The 19,984-nt window shown below is 35.0% G+C and carries 15 protein-coding genes; 12 read left to right on the top strand and 3 right to left on the bottom strand.

Features of this window, described 5'->3' with window-relative positions:
* Positions 1–5: 5 nt before the first annotated feature.
* Entirely contained in the window at positions 6–1,403 is a 1,398-nt protein-coding gene (gene dnaA / locus HND50_03685; GenBank protein ID NOG44302.1) for a chromosomal replication initiator protein DnaA, read from the bottom strand.
* 570 nt (positions 1,404–1,973) lie between these two features.
* Here dnaA and HND50_03680 point away from each other — a divergent pair.
* The 8 genes from HND50_03680 (at position 1,974) to HND50_03645 (ending at position 12,327) form a co-directional block, all read left to right on the top strand.
* The gene (locus HND50_03680) at positions 1,974–2,348 is read left to right on the top strand and encodes a RidA family protein (GenBank protein ID NOG44301.1); all 375 of its coding nucleotides are present in this window, start codon (positions 1,974–1,976) and stop codon (positions 2,346–2,348) included.
* A gap of 1 nt (position 2,349) precedes the next feature.
* On the top strand, positions 2,350–3,099 hold the full coding sequence (locus HND50_03675) for a hypothetical protein (protein ID NOG44300.1): 750 nt from the start codon (positions 2,350–2,352) through the stop codon (positions 3,097–3,099).
* Positions 3,100–3,253: 154 nt separating this feature from the next.
* Positions 3,254–3,481 (top strand): DUF2279 domain-containing protein, encoded by a 228-nt coding sequence (locus HND50_03670; protein NOG44299.1) that lies wholly within the window; start codon positions 3,254–3,256, stop codon positions 3,479–3,481.
* A 75-nt stretch (positions 3,482–3,556) separates the two neighbouring features.
* Positions 3,557–4,168 carry a response regulator transcription factor gene (locus HND50_03665; GenBank protein NOG44298.1) on the top strand — a complete coding sequence of 204 codons (612 nt, stop codon included), beginning with the start codon at positions 3,557–3,559 and terminating at the stop codon, positions 4,166–4,168.
* 164 nt (positions 4,169–4,332) lie between these two features.
* Entirely contained in the window at positions 4,333–7,338 is a 3,006-nt protein-coding gene (locus HND50_03660) for a T9SS type A sorting domain-containing protein (GenBank protein ID NOG44297.1), read from the top strand.
* Positions 7,339–7,388: 50 nt separating this feature from the next.
* The gene (locus HND50_03655) at positions 7,389–10,115 is read left to right on the top strand and encodes a T9SS type A sorting domain-containing protein (GenBank protein ID NOG44296.1); all 2,727 of its coding nucleotides are present in this window, start codon (positions 7,389–7,391) and stop codon (positions 10,113–10,115) included.
* A 93-nt stretch (positions 10,116–10,208) separates the two neighbouring features.
* Complete coding sequence (locus HND50_03650; protein NOG44295.1) at positions 10,209–11,018, top strand: hypothetical protein; 810 nt, start codon at positions 10,209–10,211, stop codon at positions 11,016–11,018.
* A 19-nt stretch (positions 11,019–11,037) separates the two neighbouring features.
* Positions 11,038–12,327: a hypothetical protein gene (locus tag HND50_03645; GenBank protein NOG44294.1), complete on the top strand. Its 1,290-nt coding sequence runs from the start codon at positions 11,038–11,040 to the stop codon at positions 12,325–12,327.
* 76 nt (positions 12,328–12,403) lie between these two features.
* On the opposite strand, the gene HND50_03640 is transcribed toward HND50_03645, so the two are convergent.
* Entirely contained in the window at positions 12,404–14,197 is a 1,794-nt protein-coding gene (locus HND50_03640; protein ID NOG44293.1) for a hypothetical protein, read from the bottom strand.
* Positions 14,190–15,104 carry an alpha/beta fold hydrolase gene (locus tag HND50_03635; protein NOG44292.1) on the bottom strand — a complete coding sequence of 305 codons (915 nt, stop codon included), beginning with the start codon at positions 15,102–15,104 and terminating at the stop codon, positions 14,190–14,192. Before HND50_03635 ends, HND50_03640 begins: the two co-directional genes overlap by 8 nt.
* Positions 15,105–15,375: 271 nt before the next feature.
* Here HND50_03635 and HND50_03630 point away from each other — a divergent pair, with 271 nt between their 5' ends.
* Genes HND50_03630 through rimO form a run of 4 tightly spaced genes read left to right on the top strand, consistent with a single transcriptional unit; the run spans position 15,376 to position 19,968 of the window.
* A complete protein-coding gene (locus tag HND50_03630) occupies positions 15,376–16,770 on the top strand; it encodes an amidophosphoribosyltransferase (protein NOG44291.1) in 1,395 nt (464 codons plus the stop codon).
* Complete coding sequence (locus HND50_03625) at positions 16,770–17,723, top strand: UbiA family prenyltransferase (protein NOG44290.1); 954 nt, start codon at positions 16,770–16,772, stop codon at positions 17,721–17,723. The genes HND50_03630 and HND50_03625 overlap by 1 nt, the downstream gene beginning before the upstream one ends.
* Before the next feature lie 5 nt (positions 17,724–17,728).
* Positions 17,729–18,631, top strand: a complete 903-nt coding sequence (gene ftsY, locus HND50_03620; GenBank protein NOG44289.1) for a signal recognition particle-docking protein FtsY — start codon at positions 17,729–17,731, stop codon at positions 18,629–18,631.
* Positions 18,631–19,968, top strand: a complete 1,338-nt coding sequence (gene rimO, locus HND50_03615; GenBank protein NOG44288.1) for a 30S ribosomal protein S12 methylthiotransferase RimO — start codon at positions 18,631–18,633, stop codon at positions 19,966–19,968. Before ftsY ends, rimO begins: the two co-directional genes overlap by 1 nt.
* Positions 19,969–19,984: the final 16 nt, after the last annotated feature.

Genomic DNA, 19,984 nt, shown 5'->3' with positions numbered 1-19,984 from the left:
TTTACCTACCTGTTGTATTCCAAATGCTTTTTCATAGACTCCATTTTGTTCTTGAAAACAGGCTCTTCACTTATCTGTTGTGTTACAGAATCGATGCCGTGGATAACGGTAGAGTGATCACGACCGCCAAAGTGTAAGCCTATAGAAACTAGAGAATGGTTTGTAAGCTGTTTGGAAAGATACATGGCCACCTGGCGTGCCTTAACAATATTTCTTTTGCGGCTTTTCGCCCGGATGTGGTCTTTAGGTACATCAAAAACTTTGGCGCAATACTCAACAATTCCATCAATATTTAATAGCTGCTTATCCGGTTTGGCAATTTCGGCAACAATATTTCGGGCCAGACTGATGGTTGGTTCAGCTGCTGTAAATGTAACCTGAGCCATAATTTTTGTTAACGCTCCTTCAAGCTCACGTACATTATCTACAAGGTTTACCGCAAGGTATTCCAGTACATCTGCTGGAATGTCCAATTCACTTTCATCACATTTTTTGCGTAAAATTGCCAGACGTGTTTCAAAATCTGGTGCCTGGATATCTACGATAAGTCCCCATTTAAAACGGGAAATCAGCCTTTCCTCCAAACCAACAATTTCATTAATTGGCCTGTCAGAGGTTAATACAATTTGTTTTCCATTTTGGTGCAGATCATTAAAAGTGTGGAAAAACTCTTCTTGCGTTTTCCCTTTTTTGGAAAAGAACTGGATGTCATCAAGAAGCAATATATCGCAAGATCTGTAAAAGGCAGAAAACTCACTGACTTTATTACGCTGGATGGCATTAATAAAATGTGAGGTGAATGTTTCGCTTGATGCATAAAAAACTTTTGTTGCCGGACTTTTGAGCATTGCCCGGTTTCCAATCGCCTGAATTAGGTGAGTTTTGCCAAGACCGGTTTGCCCGTAAATTATCAGAGGATTGTAGTTTGTTTTGCCAGGAGCTTCACCAACTGCCTTTGATGCTGCAGTTGCGAAATTGTTATTATCACCAACAATAAAATTGTCAAAATGATAGCGTTCGTTTATGCGAGTGCTAAATGGCAGATCTATCTCGACTTTTTCAGCCGGCTTTTCAGTCTCATGTTGCCAATCTTGAGAAGTATAGGGTGATGGACTGTCAGAATTGCTATTATCTTTTACTAAATATTTTATTTTTTTTGAGTCGCCAATTACCTGGGTAATTGCATTTTGTACAAGGGTGGAATAGTGATTGTCGATCCATTCACAAAAGAAACGGTTGGGAACCGAAACTTCAATGAAATCTTCTGTAATCTTTAATGCTTTTACAGGTGCAAACCAGGTGCTAAAACTTCTTTTATTAATATTGTCTTCAATTACATCCAGGATTGCAAGCCATGTTTCTTCTAATGAATGCGTCAAATGAAGTGATGCATTTTCTGACATTAAGTTGGTACCTCAAAAATAGTTTTATCCACAAGAAGAAAAAAGCTTTGGTAATGTCAAAAAACGCAAACATTTAAGCCATAACTATTAAGCTGTGGAAATGATTTGTTATGTAAGTTGTTGAAAAATAAAGCTTTGGCGTGATCCGAGTTTTGGTCCGTTGATTAATCGGCATAAACCAAAGTGAAATTTTCAGTGTGGAATACCCCCTGTTTTCCACAAGTTATCCACATTGAATAACTTTCGCTGATTCAGTGTAAGAGCCAGGGCAAATATATGTCAAGCACTTCTGTAGTGATTAACAAAAAAAAAACTGCTGTCAAAAATCCGCCATACTTAAGTGCTTTAAATACACAATTTATGTAACAAAAAAAATGTTTATTTTTTAAAAAATATTTAGAAATGTTTCACGGTCATTTAGTTTCGTGCTTTGAAATCGGGAACTATACTTTATCGTGTTTCACGATTTTTTTTGGACATTTTTTTTTTGTTGGGCAGTAAAACTGATATTTGAAAATTAACAAGAATAAATCTAACTTATTCTAGTAAATAATGAAAGAGGATTTAAATATGCAAAGCATTAATTCAAAAAATGCACCGGCTCCTATTGGACCCTATTCGCAAGCTATTGAAGTAAACGGTTTTATCTATACATCCGGACAAATTGCTTTGAGCGCCAAATCTGGAGAGATTGTTTCTGATAATTTAGAAGATCAGGTACACCAGGTTATTAAAAATTTGCAGTCTGTTTTACAAGCTGGAGGATCGGATTTAAATAAAGTCGTTAAAACAACTATTTTCTTAGCAAACATGAATGATTTTGTCAAAGTAAATGAAATATATTCTACCTATTTCAATGAGTCTAAACCAGCACGCTCTACCGTGGAAGTTAGTTGCTTGCCAAAAAATGTTTTGGTTGAAATAGATTGTGTTGCGGTAATATAATATGCCGATCATAAAAAGATTTTTTTTCCTTCTAATTACGGTTTTATCTTTTTCTGTTTGTTCGGCTCAGGAATCTAAAATAAATCTGACCCGAGCAGACTCCTCTCAATTTGCATCACCTCAGAATGTCCTGATAAGTTCTGTTTTAATCCCTGGTTTAGGCCAGTTGAAGCAAGAGCGGTTGTGGAAAACAACGTTGTTTTATGGAGTTGCTGCAACTTTTTATTATCGTACAGCTGACAATTATTACAAATACAAAAAGGAAAATGATAAAACCTATCTTAACAAAGCAAAAAATGATTTGGCTATTGCCGGGGTAACACATTTTCTAAATATTATTGATGCGTGGTATTATGGATATAATAAAAAGCCAATGGGTTGGAACGGGGCCTTGTTTAATGACAAACCTTTAAAGTCTCCCTGGGGCGCTACATTAAGATCGGCAATGTTACCGGGTTGGGGCCAGTTTTATAATGAGTCATATGTAAAATCAGCAGTTTACGCGGGCCTTGTTTCATATGTAGGGTATCAAGTTTATTGGAATACAAAAAAGTATGATGAAACAGGTTTAGAAGAATATGAAGATGACCGTTCACGTTATAGTTGGTACCTTGGGTTAACTTACTTGTTAATGTTAACCGATGCCCATGTGGACGCGCATTTATTTGAGTTTGACAAAGCTGTTGAACTGGCAGTAATACCTTCACCAAATTCTGGAGCAATATCCTTAAACCTGAAACTATCATTTTAAAAACTTTTATAAATGTTTTTTATGAAATTATTTCTAATACTGCTGTTATTTCAAATTAATCCTCTTAAGGGCAATAGTTTTAAAACATTTTCAGTAGATTCACTTAGATTCCAGCTCTAAGATTAAAGATGACTGGTTTGGTAAAGACAAAGGTATGCATATCATCGGTAGTTTTATTAGCACCGGCATTACCAGGCTTGCCTTAAAACGCTATGCCGGGTTTTCGGACTCAAAAAGTGTAAATATTGCACTTTCATTTTCTTTTAGTCTTGGGCTTGCCAAAGAAATTCATGATAGTCGGCAAGAGAGAAATATATTTTCGTATAAAGACATCAGTGCAAATTTGCTTGGTTCTTTATTAGCTTACCTTGTTGTAAAATAATTACCATAAACATGGTATGTTTTTTAATTAATGTAAGCATTATTTATATCATATATAAATAAACCAACGTTTCATATGAACATAGCACTTATTGAAGATGATCGGGAAATTAGAGATAGTTTGATCGGTTATTTTAAACACGATCCTGAAATTAACGTTACCATTTCAGTGGAATCAATTGAAAATTTTTTTGACTGTTATATGACAGACCTGAATGTTATTATTGCCGACATTGGTTTGCCGGGAATCTCTGGGATAGAAGGGATTAGCATGATAAAGCAGGTATTGCCTGATACAGAAGTGCTGATGTTTACAATCTACAAAGATGTAGATAAAATATTTGCAGCTATAAAAGCGGGTGCTACAGGATATCTTTTAAAGAGTACGCCAAACGATAAACTGCGTGAGGCTGTTATGAAAACAGCCGAAGGCGGTTCTGTAATGTCACCTTCAATTGCACGAAAAGTGCTTTCCTTTTTCCAGGAGCCCAAAGTTGAGCCATTAAATGTATTATCAAACCGTGAAAAGGAATTGGTACAAGGTTTGGTTGATGGTTTAAGCTACAAAGCAATAGCAGAAAAACTATTTATTTCAGTTGAAACGGTCCGGTCCCACATTAAAAACATATACCGCAAGCTGCATGTTCAATCCAAGATTGAAGTTGTCCGTAAAGTTTTGAACAAATAATCCTTCCTAAAAATACCATAACCATGGTATAGTATTCTTCAATAAAGAACCTAATTTATATTTAGAATTTACTTGGCTTAAAAAATAATCTGGTATTTAGTGTTTATGGTATAGCTGGATAAAAAAATCTCATTATGTTGTTTAATAGATGAAATGAGGAAACCATGTGTAAGAAGTTTCTTGTCACAATGTTATTAGGTTTTGTTTCTCTAACAAACCTTTCTGCTCAAGCTGTTATAGCTGATATCAATTCTCACCAAATAATGGATGGTACTGGACGTGTTTCAATAAAATATCGTCTTTCTGGCATTGTAGGCACTGGTGTTACAATTAAACTTATAGCTTCATTAGATGGAGGAGTAAATTTTAATACTGTTCCACCTGACAAATATTTAAAAGGAGATGTAGGAACGGATATATCAAATGGCAACAATGAGATAATATGGGACGCTGATAGTACTTTTAGCCAGTCAAATAAACTACATGAAAATGTAAAGATTAAACTCATAATTGAAGAACAGACTTTGGCACAAACAATAACCTTAGAACTTTTTGAACCAATAGATTCAGTTTGGGAACTTCCTGACACTGTTACTCTTTCAGATTATGAATCCCCAAGTCAATTATTCTGGGGATCAAATGGAAAAGATGAACGAGGCTCACCTCTATTTAGCAATAGTGTTGATGTTGGAGCTACTTTTTACCCAATAAAAAACGTACAAGGTTTTCCAGTAAAATCAGATGGTCCAAGTTGGAATAGAAGAGGTGCAAGCAGTTTTTATGCACAAAAAGATGAAAAAATTTGGATTTCTGCATCTGTTGGTGTCTGGACAACAAATGGGATTGATTGGCAATATCAAATCCGATATCAAAATTCAGGAACCGACTCTTCAATGTTTATTGGATACGTTCCAAACTCTGGGTTTTGGACAGATCCAATTGAAATAACAGAATACAAAGTTACATCAAGTGAAAATATAAGCACACCATTTGTCTCTGCAGGTTTTTCAATTGATTTAAGAAAATCACTGAAACATTTAAATAGTTATTTGTCTTCTATAAATCCTAAAGAATTAACAGACACTCAATTTGATGATTCCCCAATTAAAGTCTGTGCTGACGGAACCTCAAATATATCACAATTCTATTATAGTGGAACCCTAGATGATGTGTCTAAAGCAGATTTGAAAATAGTTATTACAGAAAACGAAAGTATAGTTGATACAGTTCAAAATGGTCGTATCCACAAAGTGGCATTTGAAGAAGGGAATATAATTTTTCATTATAAGCATCCTTTACAAGTGCCTACTGACCATTTATATAATGAGCTAACTCTCAAAATAGTAAAAATATCTACACAATATACAATTTATGAATACCCCGTGCGTGTTTATCGCGCCCCTGTTGTAATGGTTCATGGCCTTTGGGCAGATAGAAGTACGTTTGAAGATTTAGATAATGAACTAAAATTATCACAGTGGCCAAATGAGTTGACAAGAAATCTAGGTTATGAAGAAACTAACAGTCATTCGTTTGAAACAAACAAAGATTTTGTTAAAGGCGAAGTGTTTTCCACAATATTAAATGCAATTGAAAAAAAATATTCTGTTGGAAAAGTAAATCTAGTTGTTCATAGTATGGGTGGTATTTTATCAAGACTTTATTTTCAAAGTGATGGTTATAATGCTGATGTTTGTAGGTTTATAACTTTGAACACACCGCACTCAGGTTCTCAGATGGGAAACTTCTTAATAGAGGCATTACACGGGAAAGGAGGGGCTGGTTTAGCTTCAGTACTTTTCACAGCCTTAGCTCTGTCAAACCAAAACCCCTATAATGGTGCAGTTGAAGATTTGAGGGTTGGTAGCGATGCAATATTTTCCTTAAATGACAATATCACTTCACAAAGTATTCCAAAACACGTTATTGTAACCAATGAAACGCTCGCTGACACAACTAATGAGCCAACAGGATTTGTTAAAGTAATTTTTACAGTTCTGTTTTTTATTTATACAGATGTTGAGCAACAAGTAAAAGATATTTTCAACTATACATTAAACGATTTCATCGTTCCAGATTCAAGTCAATCAGGAGGGATTATTAATGAAACATTTTTAGCTGGACAATGGCATTCTGGTTCTGCAGCTAATATAAAAAACATATCGAAAGTGTTATTCTTATTAAATCAACATCCTGACAACGAAAGTTTTTTCACTAGAGATATATTTAAACCTCTAGAAATTCACTACAATTATAAATTTAACCATGGCAATTCATTTCAACCTGTTTTTTCAAATACTATTGCAAATTCATCTGATTCAATATCTATAACTTACCCATCTAATGGATCTTCTTTTTCTCCGGGAATGAAACTTGACGTTTCTGTTTCCGGAACAGATAATATTATAAAGTCAATATCTATAATTGGTTCAGAAACATCTCAAGGTTTTACTCATATCATAGATTCAGCAAATGGGGTATTTCAATATACTATACCGGATGATGCTTTTGGTGTTTTTAAACTTGTTACTTTTGGAATCGACAATAATGAGAATCTTTATCAAGATTCAGTTTTATTTAATGTCAACTTTGACGCAGATCTTGATAGTATTAAAATAAATCCTCGAAAGATATTTTCACTTGAAAGTAATTTATTCCAATTAAATGTACAGGGTTTTTATAGCGATGGAATTAGAAGAAATATTGCAAAGCTCTCAGATTTAAAATATGAATTTGCTGACAGTTCTTTACTACATGATTCCCCAGGCTTATTTAAAGGTGTGTATCCTGACACAACCAAAATATTTGTTTCCATTGGCCAAATAAAGGATTCTATTGAGGTAGTAATTTTACCTAAAGATATCTTTGTTGGAATTAATGATAATAACTCAAAGCTAAACCAGATTGTTAAATATGAACTTATACAAAACTATCCTAATCCGTTTAATCCAATCACGACTATTTCTTATAATCTGCCAAAAGCAGATGATGTTAAAATTGAAATCTTTGATATAACCGGTCGCAGGGTAAAAGAATTGTCTCATGGAAAACAAACAGCTGGTACACACTCATTACAATTTGATGGTTCCGATTTAGCAAGCGGTTTATACATTTTAAAACTTCAAGCTGGAAGATACATAGCCAGCAAGAAAATGCTCTTGATTAAATGACAAAGCTTTTATAACCAAATTTTTATAAATAATGGACTTTAGGAGAAGCTATGAAAACCACGATAATAAATGTCTTTTCTATGGTATTTCTTTTAACAATTTCCAATGCTAAAGAATTAGGCTCAAACACACAATCTGGCACTTTGAGTATCTGGATAGTGGGAGGTTTGGATAAAGTAAGTGGAAAAGTAACGATTAATGGTGTGGACAATTCTCGACCGAGTACACCTTTTCAGTGGGATTGGGGTGATGGGACAGTTGAATCAGGATGGTTCCCGAATAGTCATATTTATAGTGACTTATCCCAAAACTACAGCGTCAAAGTAATAGCATTCTATGGCAGTGGGGCCACAGATACTAACAGAATTAATATTGAATTTGTGGGAACTCAGGTGCGGTTCAAAGATCATACAATTGTTGGCGGGGAATTTGCTGCTTTGGACGTCAATTCGGTTTTTACTATCGATATAGACAATGATGGGGATGTGGATGTATTATCAGCTTCAGGGAAAGATGACAAAATCGCCTGGTATGAAAATGATGGGAGTAAAAATTTCATCTCCCGTATTATCTCGACTAAAGCTGATAATGCTGAATCTGTTTACGCTGAAGATATTGATAGTGATGGGGATATAGATGTGCTTTCAGCTTCTTTTGGTTCTTATCCGGATTACAAAGGAGAAATAACCTGGTATGAAAATGATGGTAATCAAAACTTTAATGAACACATAATTACTTCGAGTTTAGATGAAGCTAAATCTATTTTTACAATAGATGTTGATAGTGATGGTGATATGGATGTGTTATCTGCATCATTCGGGCAAATTGCTTGGTATGAAAACGATGGTAGTCAGAGTTTTGTTATCCATGTTATAACAACAGAAGTAAATATAGCTGAGGAAGTTTATGCAATTGATATTGACGGTGATAATGACATAGATATTCTTTCTGCCTCCAGGGATGAAGGAAAAATTGCTTGGTATGAGAATGATGGGATACAAAACTTTATTACACATAATATTTCAAAAGAAGCAATAGAGGCCTATTCAGTTTATGCGAATGATATAGATAATGATGGGGATATAGATGTACTTTCTGGTTCAGATAAAATTATCTGGTTTGAGAATGACGGCAACCAGAATTTCACATCCAATGTTATTGCTGACAAATCTTTTGAATATTATGATGTTATTGCAGAAGATGTTGATAGTGATGGAGATTTTGATATAGTATCAGGATCTTGGGGACCTCCAGATTCTCGACTTTCTTGGTTAGAAAATGATGGCGAAGAAAATTTCACATCTCATAGCCTTGATTTTACTATGTTTGTTTTAGGAGTTGAAGCTGCAGATTTGGATAATGATGGTGATATTGATTTGCTTTCTGGGCGCGCAGGAGATTATGATTTAGGATGGTTTGAAAATGATGGTGAGGAAAGTTTTATACTGCACCCATTAACAAGTGGTGTCTGGGATCCAATATCTGTACATGCACTTGATTTGGATAACGATGGGGATGTGGATATGTTGTCTGGCTCATATAACAATAATAGAATTGTTTGGTATGAAAATGACGGGAAACAATGGTTTAACACCCACATAATTTATAATGGAATTGTGTTCGGTCTCTTATCAGTGTTTCCTATAGATTTAGATAGTGACGGAGATATGGATATTATTTCCACATCTGAGTCTAATTATGCAGATGAAAATTTTGATCATGTCTCATGGCATGAAAATGATGGTAACCAAAATTTTGAAAAACATATTATTACAACCGATATTAGTTATTCAACATCTATTTACGCATGTGATGTTGATGGTGATGGTGATATGGATATACTCGCAACCTCTGGTCATGAAGATAAAATAATATGGTATGAAAATGATAGCAATCAAGATTTTACATCACATATCATAGCTACCAGTGCAGATCTTCCTCTATCAGTCCATGCTAACGATGTAGACGGGGATGGGGATATTGATATTCTATCTACCTCATGGTTTGACAAAGAAATAGCCTGGTACGAAAATGATGGCAATGAGTTGTTTTCTCCACATGTGATAAATACAAGTGCTGATAGTGCAAAATCTGTTTTTTCAATTGATCTGGATAATGATGGAGACATTGATATATTATCCGCCGCTGGGAGTGAAATCTCCTGGTATGATAATGATGGTAATCAGAATTTCAGAACCAGATATATTTATAAAGGATTGAAATCAGCTCAGAATGTGTATGCAGTTGATATGGATAATGATGGTGACATAGATGCTCTTTCTTCAAGTAATGAAAACAATGGTATTAGCTGGTTCAAAAATGATGGTAATCAGAATTTTACAGCCTATTCATTTACAACAACAATTGGCGGAGCACAATCAGTTTTTGCAGCAGATGTTGACAGTGATGGGGATATGGATGTTATTTCTGGAACCCACTATGATAGTAGAATTGCTTGGTATGAAAATCTGGGTGATCCTGTCAGCATAAATGATAAAAAAGTTATTTTAGCTATAGAGGCAGATTTATCCCAAAATTACCCCAATCCATTTAACCCTGTCACCACAATTTCTTATAGTCTGCCAAAAGCAGATAACGTTAAAATTGAAATCTTTGATATAACCGGTCGCAGGGTAAAAGAATTATTCAATGGTAAACAACAGGCTGGCACACACTCCATAAACTTTGATGCTTCTAATCTGGCAAGCGGTTTGTACATCTACAAACTCCAAACACATAGTTTTATAACAAGCAAAAAGATGTTGATGATAAAGTAGTCTAAGTATCAGTGGACAACATTACCTATTTCAAAAGCCTATTTACCGGATTTGATTGCATTTAATAAATGAGAATATATCAGGGAAAATATTATGAGTAAAATATTGAAAATTATTATTTCTTTTAATTTTTTATTTTTAAGTACAACAATTTTTGCCCAAAACAAACAATCAAAAACTGCAGTTGCCGTTCTTGATTTTGATGGTGATGGTATCTCAAAACAAGCATTAGTTTCATTGACAAATCAATTTCGCGGGAATCTGGTAGAAATTAATAGTTTTACCGTTCTTGACCGGGGAAAAATGGATGATATTTTAAAAGAACAGGGATTTCAATTTTCCGGATGTTCTTCGAATGAATGTGCGGTAGAAGCCGGTAAAATTTTAAATGTCCAAAAGATGGTTGCTGGAAATATTGGCAAAGTAGGCGATACATACACAATAAATATTTTCTTGATTGATGTTGAATCAAGCAGAATTGATAAATCTTCCAATAGAACCTATAAAGGCAAAGTGGATGGCCTTTTACGAATATTTAAGGAAATTTCTTATACGATGTCAGGAAAGAAAATAAAGCAGGTAACAAAAGCGCCTTTGTACATTTTCGGCACTTCTGCATTAGTGTCTGTAGGTTTTGGAACATATTCTTATTTCGCGGGTCAATCGAGTTATAAAAAATACAAAGATGCTAAAACTTTTAATTCAATGTCAGGATATAAATCCGATACTAAAAAGTTCAATAATTATATTCTATATAGTTCAATTGCTGTAGGAACATCTGCTTTATTGTATTTTATTTCTGATGGGATATTTAATTCTGATAGAGAGATGAATACAGTTTCAGCTAGTTTATATAAATCAAATTTTGATACATATAATTTTGCATTATCAATAGAATTCTAAACTCACCTAAAGGAATGAAATGAGAACTTTTAAACAATTTGTTTTTCTTCTTTTATTTATTTCTTGTAACCCTGACTGGAATAACCCTTTAGAGGTAGATGAAGATTTAAAACAAATCCCTTCAATTGAAACAATTCTTCTAAACCAAGACAGCTTTATTGAGATTTCCCTGAACTATTCATATTCAGATGACGCTGATATTGTACTTGAACGTAAATCCAATAATGCCTTTAAAAAAGCGGTTTTTCAGTTTAAATCTCAATCAGTTCTTTTAGATACTTCGTTTGATCAGCATGCTGATTTTCATTTCACATACAGGTATTATGTCGAAAAAGATGGCTTTAAAACTGATTTTTCTGATGAAAAAGAGTTTGATTACATAGGGAAATCTATTCCAAAAGCAGTTTTTACAGTATCTCCACTAAACGGCACAATTGATACGATTATCCATTTTGATGCTTCTGGAAGCCACGATAAGGAGGATCCATTATTATCGCTCCAAATCAGGTGGGATTGGAAAAATGATGGAACATGGGATACTGGATTTACTACTTTAAAAACCGCCAGTCACCAATTTTCTACTTTGGGAATAAAAACAATAAAACTTGAAGTGAAGGATACTGATGGGTTTACGAGTACAACAACGAAGCAAGTATTGATGAAAGAGAAAACAACCGGAACTGTAACAGACTATGAGGGCAATGTTTATAAAACAGTAAAAATTGGCGATCAATGGTGGATGGCAGAAAACCTAAGATCAACACGCTATAATTCTAATGACCCAGAACATCATACTATCGGATACATTAAAGATAGTAATACATGGAGCACTCTTGCTAGCGGTGCTTACTGTTATCCACACGGAGAGCCCGGAAATGTAGAAACATATGGATTGCTTTATAATTGGCATGCTGTTAACGATGTCCGCGGATTGGCGCCGGAAGGCTGGCATATACCAACTGATGAAGAATGGAAAGAGTTGGAAATATATTTGGGGATGACCACAACTGAAGCTGACAAAACAGATACATATCACAGGGGGACTGATGAAGGGGATAAGCTAAAGGAAGCAGGTACAATCCATTGGCCTCCTCCAAATGCAGGCGCTACTGATGAATTTGGCTTTACGGCCATACCTGGTGGTGGAAGGTTTAAAGACGGTCATTTTACAGGAATTGGAACAGGAGCTTTCTTTTGGACAGCAACATCATCTTCAAACAGGCAAATAGATAACGGTGAACCAACCATTTACAATGGAACAGGCTCTTCACCTACTTGGGGCATGTCTGTTAGATGTGTAAAAGATTAGATTTTGTTAAAATTTGATACTCATTGATTGATATTTAAAAAGATAAGATAAAATCTTGGAAGCAATTTATTGATAGTTAGTACAAATAAGAAAGCGCCAAATTACACCCCCTCGTTGTGTTGATACTTAATTTGGCGCCTATCTGTTCAGCCCTGTTTTTCATGTTTTTTAGTCCATTGCCACTTTTGTTTTGTATACCTTTAATTCCAATGCCATTGTCCTTGATGTGCAGCTCAAAGCCATTCGATAGCTTTTTTAAAGCTATGTCAACTTTAGTGGCTTGTGCATGTTTGCAAATATTATTTAAAGCTTCTTTATAAATAAAATACACGTTCTGACGCACTTCAACATCCAGGTTAGAAGGTTCAAAAGTATCCGCTTTAAAAGTAACATGAATGTCATCCTCTGCAAACAAGTCAAATACCAGGTCGTTCATGCGGTCAATTAAATCCTGCATGGAATCCTTTCGTGAATCAATTGCCCAGATGACATCACCAAAAGAAGAAATCATTTCCCGGCTAAGATTACCAATTTTCTCAGCAGCCGCTTTTATTTTTATGCTGTCTTCTGCTGATTTAATGATCTCTGAATTTGTACTAATCTTGGTCAGGGTAGACCCAATATCATCATGAAGATCGGCTGCAATTCGTGTCCGGGTTTTTAAACGGATTTCGTCTTTCTCGTCTTTTAACCTGTTAATTCTATCTCCAAGCCCAAAAGATAAAAGTGTCATTTCCAAGGCCGAGCCAAAATGAAAGGCATAGAGGGTAAAAAAGCTTTCTGGAAGTAAACCCAAATTCCTTGAAATCCGGATCACCAATCCGGCAATAAAAAAGCTTACTGCAATCACAAAAAACTTTGAAGGCTTAAACCCATCGATCATTCTGACAATTGAGCTTACCGTCAAAAAAATTAAAAAAAGATAGCTGAAATTATGGGCCATTCTATTCCAATCATAATACCCTAAAAGCGGCAGTATTAAAATTAGAATAATATTCAGAAAGATGAGAACCTTATAATTATTATATAGCCAGGTATTTTTCTTAAGCAATAAATATTCTTTGCAAAAAACCAATCCCATCAATAAAAACCCGTTGATAGTAATACCCATCATAATCTCTGTAAGTATTGGGTTGTTTGGATAGGCATAAATCTGCACTAGGCCATCAAAATGAAACTGGTATAAACCCTGAAATCCGGCATAAAATGCATAATACAAAAACGATTTTTCTTTTGTTGAAAAAGCCAAAAATAAATTATAGAGAACCATGACCAAAACAAGACCATAATAATGACCTAAAAATAATTTCTTATCAATCAACGCCCTGTAGTAATTTTCTTTTTGAAATATTTGGGCATTGATTGCCATGGAAGAATTAGATTTTATTTTGAAATAGAAACGATTAATCCTGTTGGGCGAAAGGTAAAGCGGGAATGTTGGGCTTTCGGATTCCACATCTCTGTTTTTTAGTGGGATATCCAAACCAGACTCTTGAATCATTAATACGCTGTCTTTTATTGAGTACATCGTAACATGGTTTAACATCGGGTATTCAAATTGAATAAAATATCTATTCAGGTTTATATTTCCCGGATAAATATCGAGACGTAGCCATACCGCCGATTTTGTATGACCAAAACCTAAATGTGTTTTTTGTGAATGGATAAATATACTCTCAAATTTAGGTGATTGGACTGCTTCAATTGTTTTGGAATTTGTTGAGTCTGTATAGTAATACAAATATGTTCCAATATGAGATGAGTTCAAAGTATCGGATAGCTGGAAAACATGCTGTGATTGGCTCTGTTTTGCGGTGAGTAAAACAACAATCGGCAAAACAAAGTATTTTAGTTTTAAAATTTTATTCATGGAGTAAAAAAGTGCTGACTATTTTGGAAAACTGCTCAGGTTGTTCTATAGCTGGGAAGTGTCCACAATTTTTAATTATTTCTAAACGGGCATTTACCAATGATTGCAGTATTTTTTTTGAGCTTTCTAAAGTGATCAGATCATTTTCGCCATGGATAACTAAACTTGGGATTTTTAAATTTTGCAGTTTATTTTGGATGTTGTAGGCTACTAACTCTTTGAGCATCAGGCCATTAATTTTAAATATATTTTTAGCTGTATTTTTACTAATCGTAAGATTTAATTTTTGCAGATTTGAAGGTTCATCAAAATAGACTTTAAATATTTCCTGAAGTAAACTAGTTATAACTTCGCGGTCTCCCGTCACAAACCCAGATTTGGCCATTATAGTTTTTTGAATTTCAACATCTTCCTCGGTAAAACTTTCGTTTCGCATGTAAACAAAGGAATTGAGATCATCGTAGCTTGGGCCAATAGAATTTGCTAAAATTATTTTATTAATATTTTCAGAATATCTTAAAGCATAGTTCATGGCCAGCAGTCCACCCCAGGAATGACCAATAAGGTTTATTTTGCTAAGATTGAGTCCTGTTCTTAGTGCCTCAAGATCTTCAACAAATTGGTTCATTGAAATCAAACTAGAATCAACCTTGCTGGACGTCTTGCCTGTACCTCGTTGGTCATAGAAAATAAGGGTAAACTTTTTTGATAGAATTTCCCAATGAGGTAGCATATAAGAATGATCAAGACCCGGCCCACCATGAACAACAACAAGAATAGGACCCGATCCAATTTTTCTATAAAAAGTTTGAATCCCATCAGTTTCAACTAAACCTTCTTCATCTATTTTAACGACATTGTCGCAAGCAAAGACCATAAAAAAACTGATAGCAAGAACTAGTTTCATCATTGCCCTAAAAAATTCTGAAATAATGAATGATAATTTGGTTGGTAAGATTAACGAATTATAACTTTACTGTTTGATAAAATCAAATTTTTGTAATACGATGTTTTATTCTTAGATATTTTGATTTCAAGGTCAATATTCGAAGTTATTATTGGCATAAAAATAATGTATTAAATTAATTCTCATTTTTTTGGATTTATTTTTAGCCAATTTGATACCAAATGTTTATATTCCCGCTTTATTAATAATAAGTAAAATCGAAAAATATTATATGAACGATTATTTGGATAAACCAAGCGAGTTTTGCGGTGTTGTCGGGATCTATGGAACTAACGATGCTGCTGTAAATACCTACCTGTGTTTACACGCATTGCAGCACCGCGGACAGGAAAGTGCCGGTATTGCTGCGAGTGATGGGAAAAAAGTAAAAAAGAAATTAGGTATGGGCCTGGTATCCGATATTTTTAATGAAAAAAATATCTCTGAGTTAAACGGGCATATTGCAATTGGTCATAATCGCTATTCCACAACGGGCGAGTCTGCAGCATTAAATGTGCAACCTTTGGTAATAAAACACAGGGATGGACTTCTTGGAATTGGGCATAATGGTAATTTAAGTAATTCAAAATCCTTGAGAAATGCTTTGGAAGAGCGGGGTTCGATTTTCCAAACCACAACTGATAGTGAAGTTATTCTTCACCTTATTGCAAAATCATTAGAAAAAAATATTAGCGGCAAGATTAAAGATGCAGTACGCCAGATAGAAGGTGCTTTCAGCCTGGTCTTTTTAACCCGAAAAAAATTAATAGCCCTGCGAGATCCATACGGATTCCGGCCGCTTGCTCTTGGCAAATTAAACGATGCCTGGGTTGTTGCTTCAGAAACGAGTGCATTTGACTTGATTGGTGCAGAATATGTGCGCGATGTAAAATGTGGTGAAATGATTGTATTTGATGAAACAGGAATGAAATCTCATTTCCCATTTGAAAAATGTGAAGCAGCCCATTGTGTTTTTGAGTTTGTCTATTTTTCCCGCCCGGATAGCCAGATATTTGGCGAGTATGTTGATAAAACCAGAAGAAAGCTTGGTAAAAATCTTGCCATTGAAAATGACCTAGACGCAGATATTGTTATCTCTGTTCCTGACAGCAGCAACACTACTGCACTTGGATATTCAGCTAGAAGCAAAGCAAAGTTTGAACTTGGGCTAATCAGAAACCATTATGTTGGGAGAACTTTTATTAAACCAACACAAGAGAGCCGGGACGCAGGAGTTCGTCTTAAGTTTAATACTGTCGGTGGAGTTTTAAAAGACCGCCGGGTGATTTTAGTTGATGATTCAATAGTTCGCGGAACAACAATTAAGCAGCTTGTTACTGCCGTTAGAAATGCAGGTGCTTCCGAAGTACATGTAAGAATAAGCTCACCCCCAATAAAGAATCCTTGTTTTTATGGAATGAACTTTCCTACTAGTGATGAGCTAATTGCAAATAACCGGGATGTTGATCAAATCTGTAATTATCTTGGAGCAGATTCCCTTAAATACCTTTCTCTGGATGGAATGATTGAAGCCATGCCAAAAGATCAAGGTCAAAAATATTGTACTGCCTGTTTCAGCGGCCAATATCCTATTCCGGTTGATGATTTATTAAGTGAAAGTAAATAATGTCATTTTCCCGGTTTCTTTCCGTTTTTGATTATTTTTTTGTCCTTCGGCCTATGTTATTTATTCCTGGTTGGTCAACAATGATGGCAGGATATTTTATTGCCTCAAAAGGACAATTATTTTTTACACCGGATCAATTTCTAAATTTGGATTTTAAACAGATCTGGTTTTTGTTTATCGTTTTTGCTGCGGCAATGGGCGCATCATTTTTGTTGAACCAACTGCAGGACATAGAAAGCGATTTAAAAAACAAAAAACTATTTATCCTCTCCGAAAATCATATTTCAAAAACTACTGCAAAAATTGAGATATTTCTTTTAATAATTGTGGCAATTGTTTTTGCATATTTTATTAATTATGCCGTTTTAGCTACGGTGATTATTTTTCTTTTGATAACAGGATATGCATACAACTATAAGCCATTTATTCTAAAAGATAAACCGTTTAGAAGTCTTATTTCCAATGCGGCCATGGGGTGGCTGGCATTTGCAATAGGTTGGTTCACAACACAGACAGCAGGTTTCTCAATAATAGCAGATTCATTACCGTATTTATTTTTTAACACATCTTTATATTTTTTTACAACACTGCCGGATGTTCCAGGAGATTTAAAAAGTGGTAAAAAAACATTGGCGGTTATTCATGGCACACGCTTTGTAATAAACCTTGCATTATTGTCCTATGTGGCCGGTTTCATTATGGCAATAATTCTGCAAGATTGGTTCGCTCTTATATTTATTATAGCATCCTTACCTTTTTTTATTAATATGTTTACCAAAAAAGAGGTCAATGCTACTATTAAAACAACAAAATACGCCATATTATTTTTCGCGTTTGCAATATGTTTAAAAATACCGTTTTATTTTGTGCTGATGATTATTATTTTTGCCTTCACAAAATGGTATTTTATCAACCGCTTCCAATATAACTATCCAAATCTAAAAGGTGAGTAGTACGAATGTTTGGGAAAATTAAAGCAAGTTTGACAAAAACCCGTGAAGGCGTTTTTTCAAAAATTAATAGAATTGTAACAGGAAAACGTAAAATTGATGAAGATCTTTTAGAAGAAATTGAAGAGATTCTTATAACCGGAGATGTTGGAGTTGAGACTTCATTGCACGTTTTAGACAATATTCGTAAACGTGTGAAAAAAGAAAAATATCAATCATCTGAAGAGCTTGATTCTATTATCATCGATGAAGTTAAACAGTTACTGGAATTTGAACCACTGGAACCAGCAAAAACTAAACCCCAGGTTATTTTTGTAGTTGGTGTAAATGGAACGGGAAAAACAACCTCTATTGCAAAACTGACAAATTATTATAAGAATCAGGGAAAAACAGTTTTATTGGCTGCAGCAGATACATTCCGTGCGGCAGCTATAGAGCAATTATCCACATGGGGAGAGCGATTAGAAACTGATGTTATTAAGCATCATGCCAATGCTGATCCGGCTGCGGTAGTTTTTGATGCATGCGAGGCTGCTCTTGCCCGAAAAAGCGATGTTTTGATAATCGATACAGCTGGACGGTTACACACAAAAGTAAACCTGATGAGTGAGTTGGAAAAGATGTACAGGGTAATTGAGCGGCAAATTTCCGATGGCCCTCATGAAACAATTTTGGTTCTTGATGCGGGTAATGGTCAGAATGCAGTTAACCAGGCCAGAGAATTTATAAAAACAGCAAAAGTGAATTCAATTTTTTTAACTAAGCTGGATGGCACTGCAAAGGGCGGCGTGGTTCTTGGAATTAAAAGAGAGCTTGGGATTCCTGTGCGTTATATTGGATTAGGCGAAAAAGTATCTGATATGGAAATTTTTAATCCTGAAGAATTTGTAGAAGGGCTATTTGGTAAGTAATGGCAGTATCTTTAAATAAAAAAGTTCACATCACAACACTAGGGTGTTCTAAAAATGTTGTCGATTCCGAAATATTGATGGGGCAGCTTAATGCCAATAGTTTTGATGTAATTGAGTCCCCGGAGAACTCGGATGTAATAATTGTTAATACCTGTGGATTTATTCAAAGTGCGAAAGAAGAGTCAATCCAGGCTATTTTGGAAGCATTGGAGTTGAAAGAAAGAGATCCTGCTAAAAAGGTTTTTGTTGCAGGGTGCCTCTCGCAAAGGTACAAACCGGAAATTGAAAAAGAAATGCCTGGTGTAGATGCAATTTTCGGTACAGAAGATTATCAATCTATATTAAAGGCGCTTGGTAAAAAACACTCGGCTGTGGATAATTTGCACCGCTTGCGAATGGTCAGCACTCCAAGACATTTTGCTTATTTAAAAATATCTGAAGGATGTAACCATAGTTGTGCTTTTTGTGCAATCCCACATATTCGTGGTAAACATCGTAGCCGATCCATTGAGAGCCTTGTCGAAGAAAGTAAAAAGCTGGCGGAGAACGGAGCAAAGGAACTTATTCTGGTGTCGCAGGATACTTCGCATTATGGAAAAGATCTTTATGGTAAACAGTCAATTGTAAACCTTCTTCAACAGTTGGAAAAGGTTGATGGTATTGAGTGGATACGGGTTCTTTATTGGTATCCTACAAATTTCCCTAAAGATGTGATTCAATTAATGAAAGGCAGTTCAAAAATCTTACCTTATATTGATATGCCGATTCAACACATTTCAGAAAATATGCTGCGTACTATGCGCCGGGGAGATACGCGTCAATCTTTGGATGGGTTGTTTGAAATGTTCCGTGAAGAAATCCCGCATATCACTTTACGAACCACATTTATTTTGGGTCATCCGGGTGAAACAGATAAAGACTTTGATGAGTTAACCAATTATATCCGTAAAATTCGTTTTGACAGGGTTGGTACTTTTGTTTATTCTGATGAAGAAAATACATATGCTTTTGATCAGAAAAACAAAGTGGATGAGGAACTTGCCAATCAACGCCAGGCAGAGTTTATGGAAATCCAAAAAGATATATCTTTTGATTTGAACGAACAATATATCGGAAAAAAGCTTAAAGTTTTAATTGATGATTTTGATATAAACACATTTACATATTATGGCAGGACTTTCCGGGATGCACCGGAAATTGACAACGAAGTTATTATTCAGTCAGATGAAAGTGTAAATATAAAACCCGGGGATTTTGCAGATGTTATAATCGACGATGCTGCAGAATATGAACTCTTTGGAAGCTTTGAGGTAAAAACCGAAAAAAGTATAGCCTAAATTGAGGGAATCAATT

This window comes from Calditrichota bacterium, assembly GCA_013112635.1.
Classification (GTDB): Bacteria; Calditrichota; Calditrichia; order Calditrichales; family J004; genus JABFGF01.
This window is presented reverse-complemented; position numbering and strand designations above follow the sequence as displayed.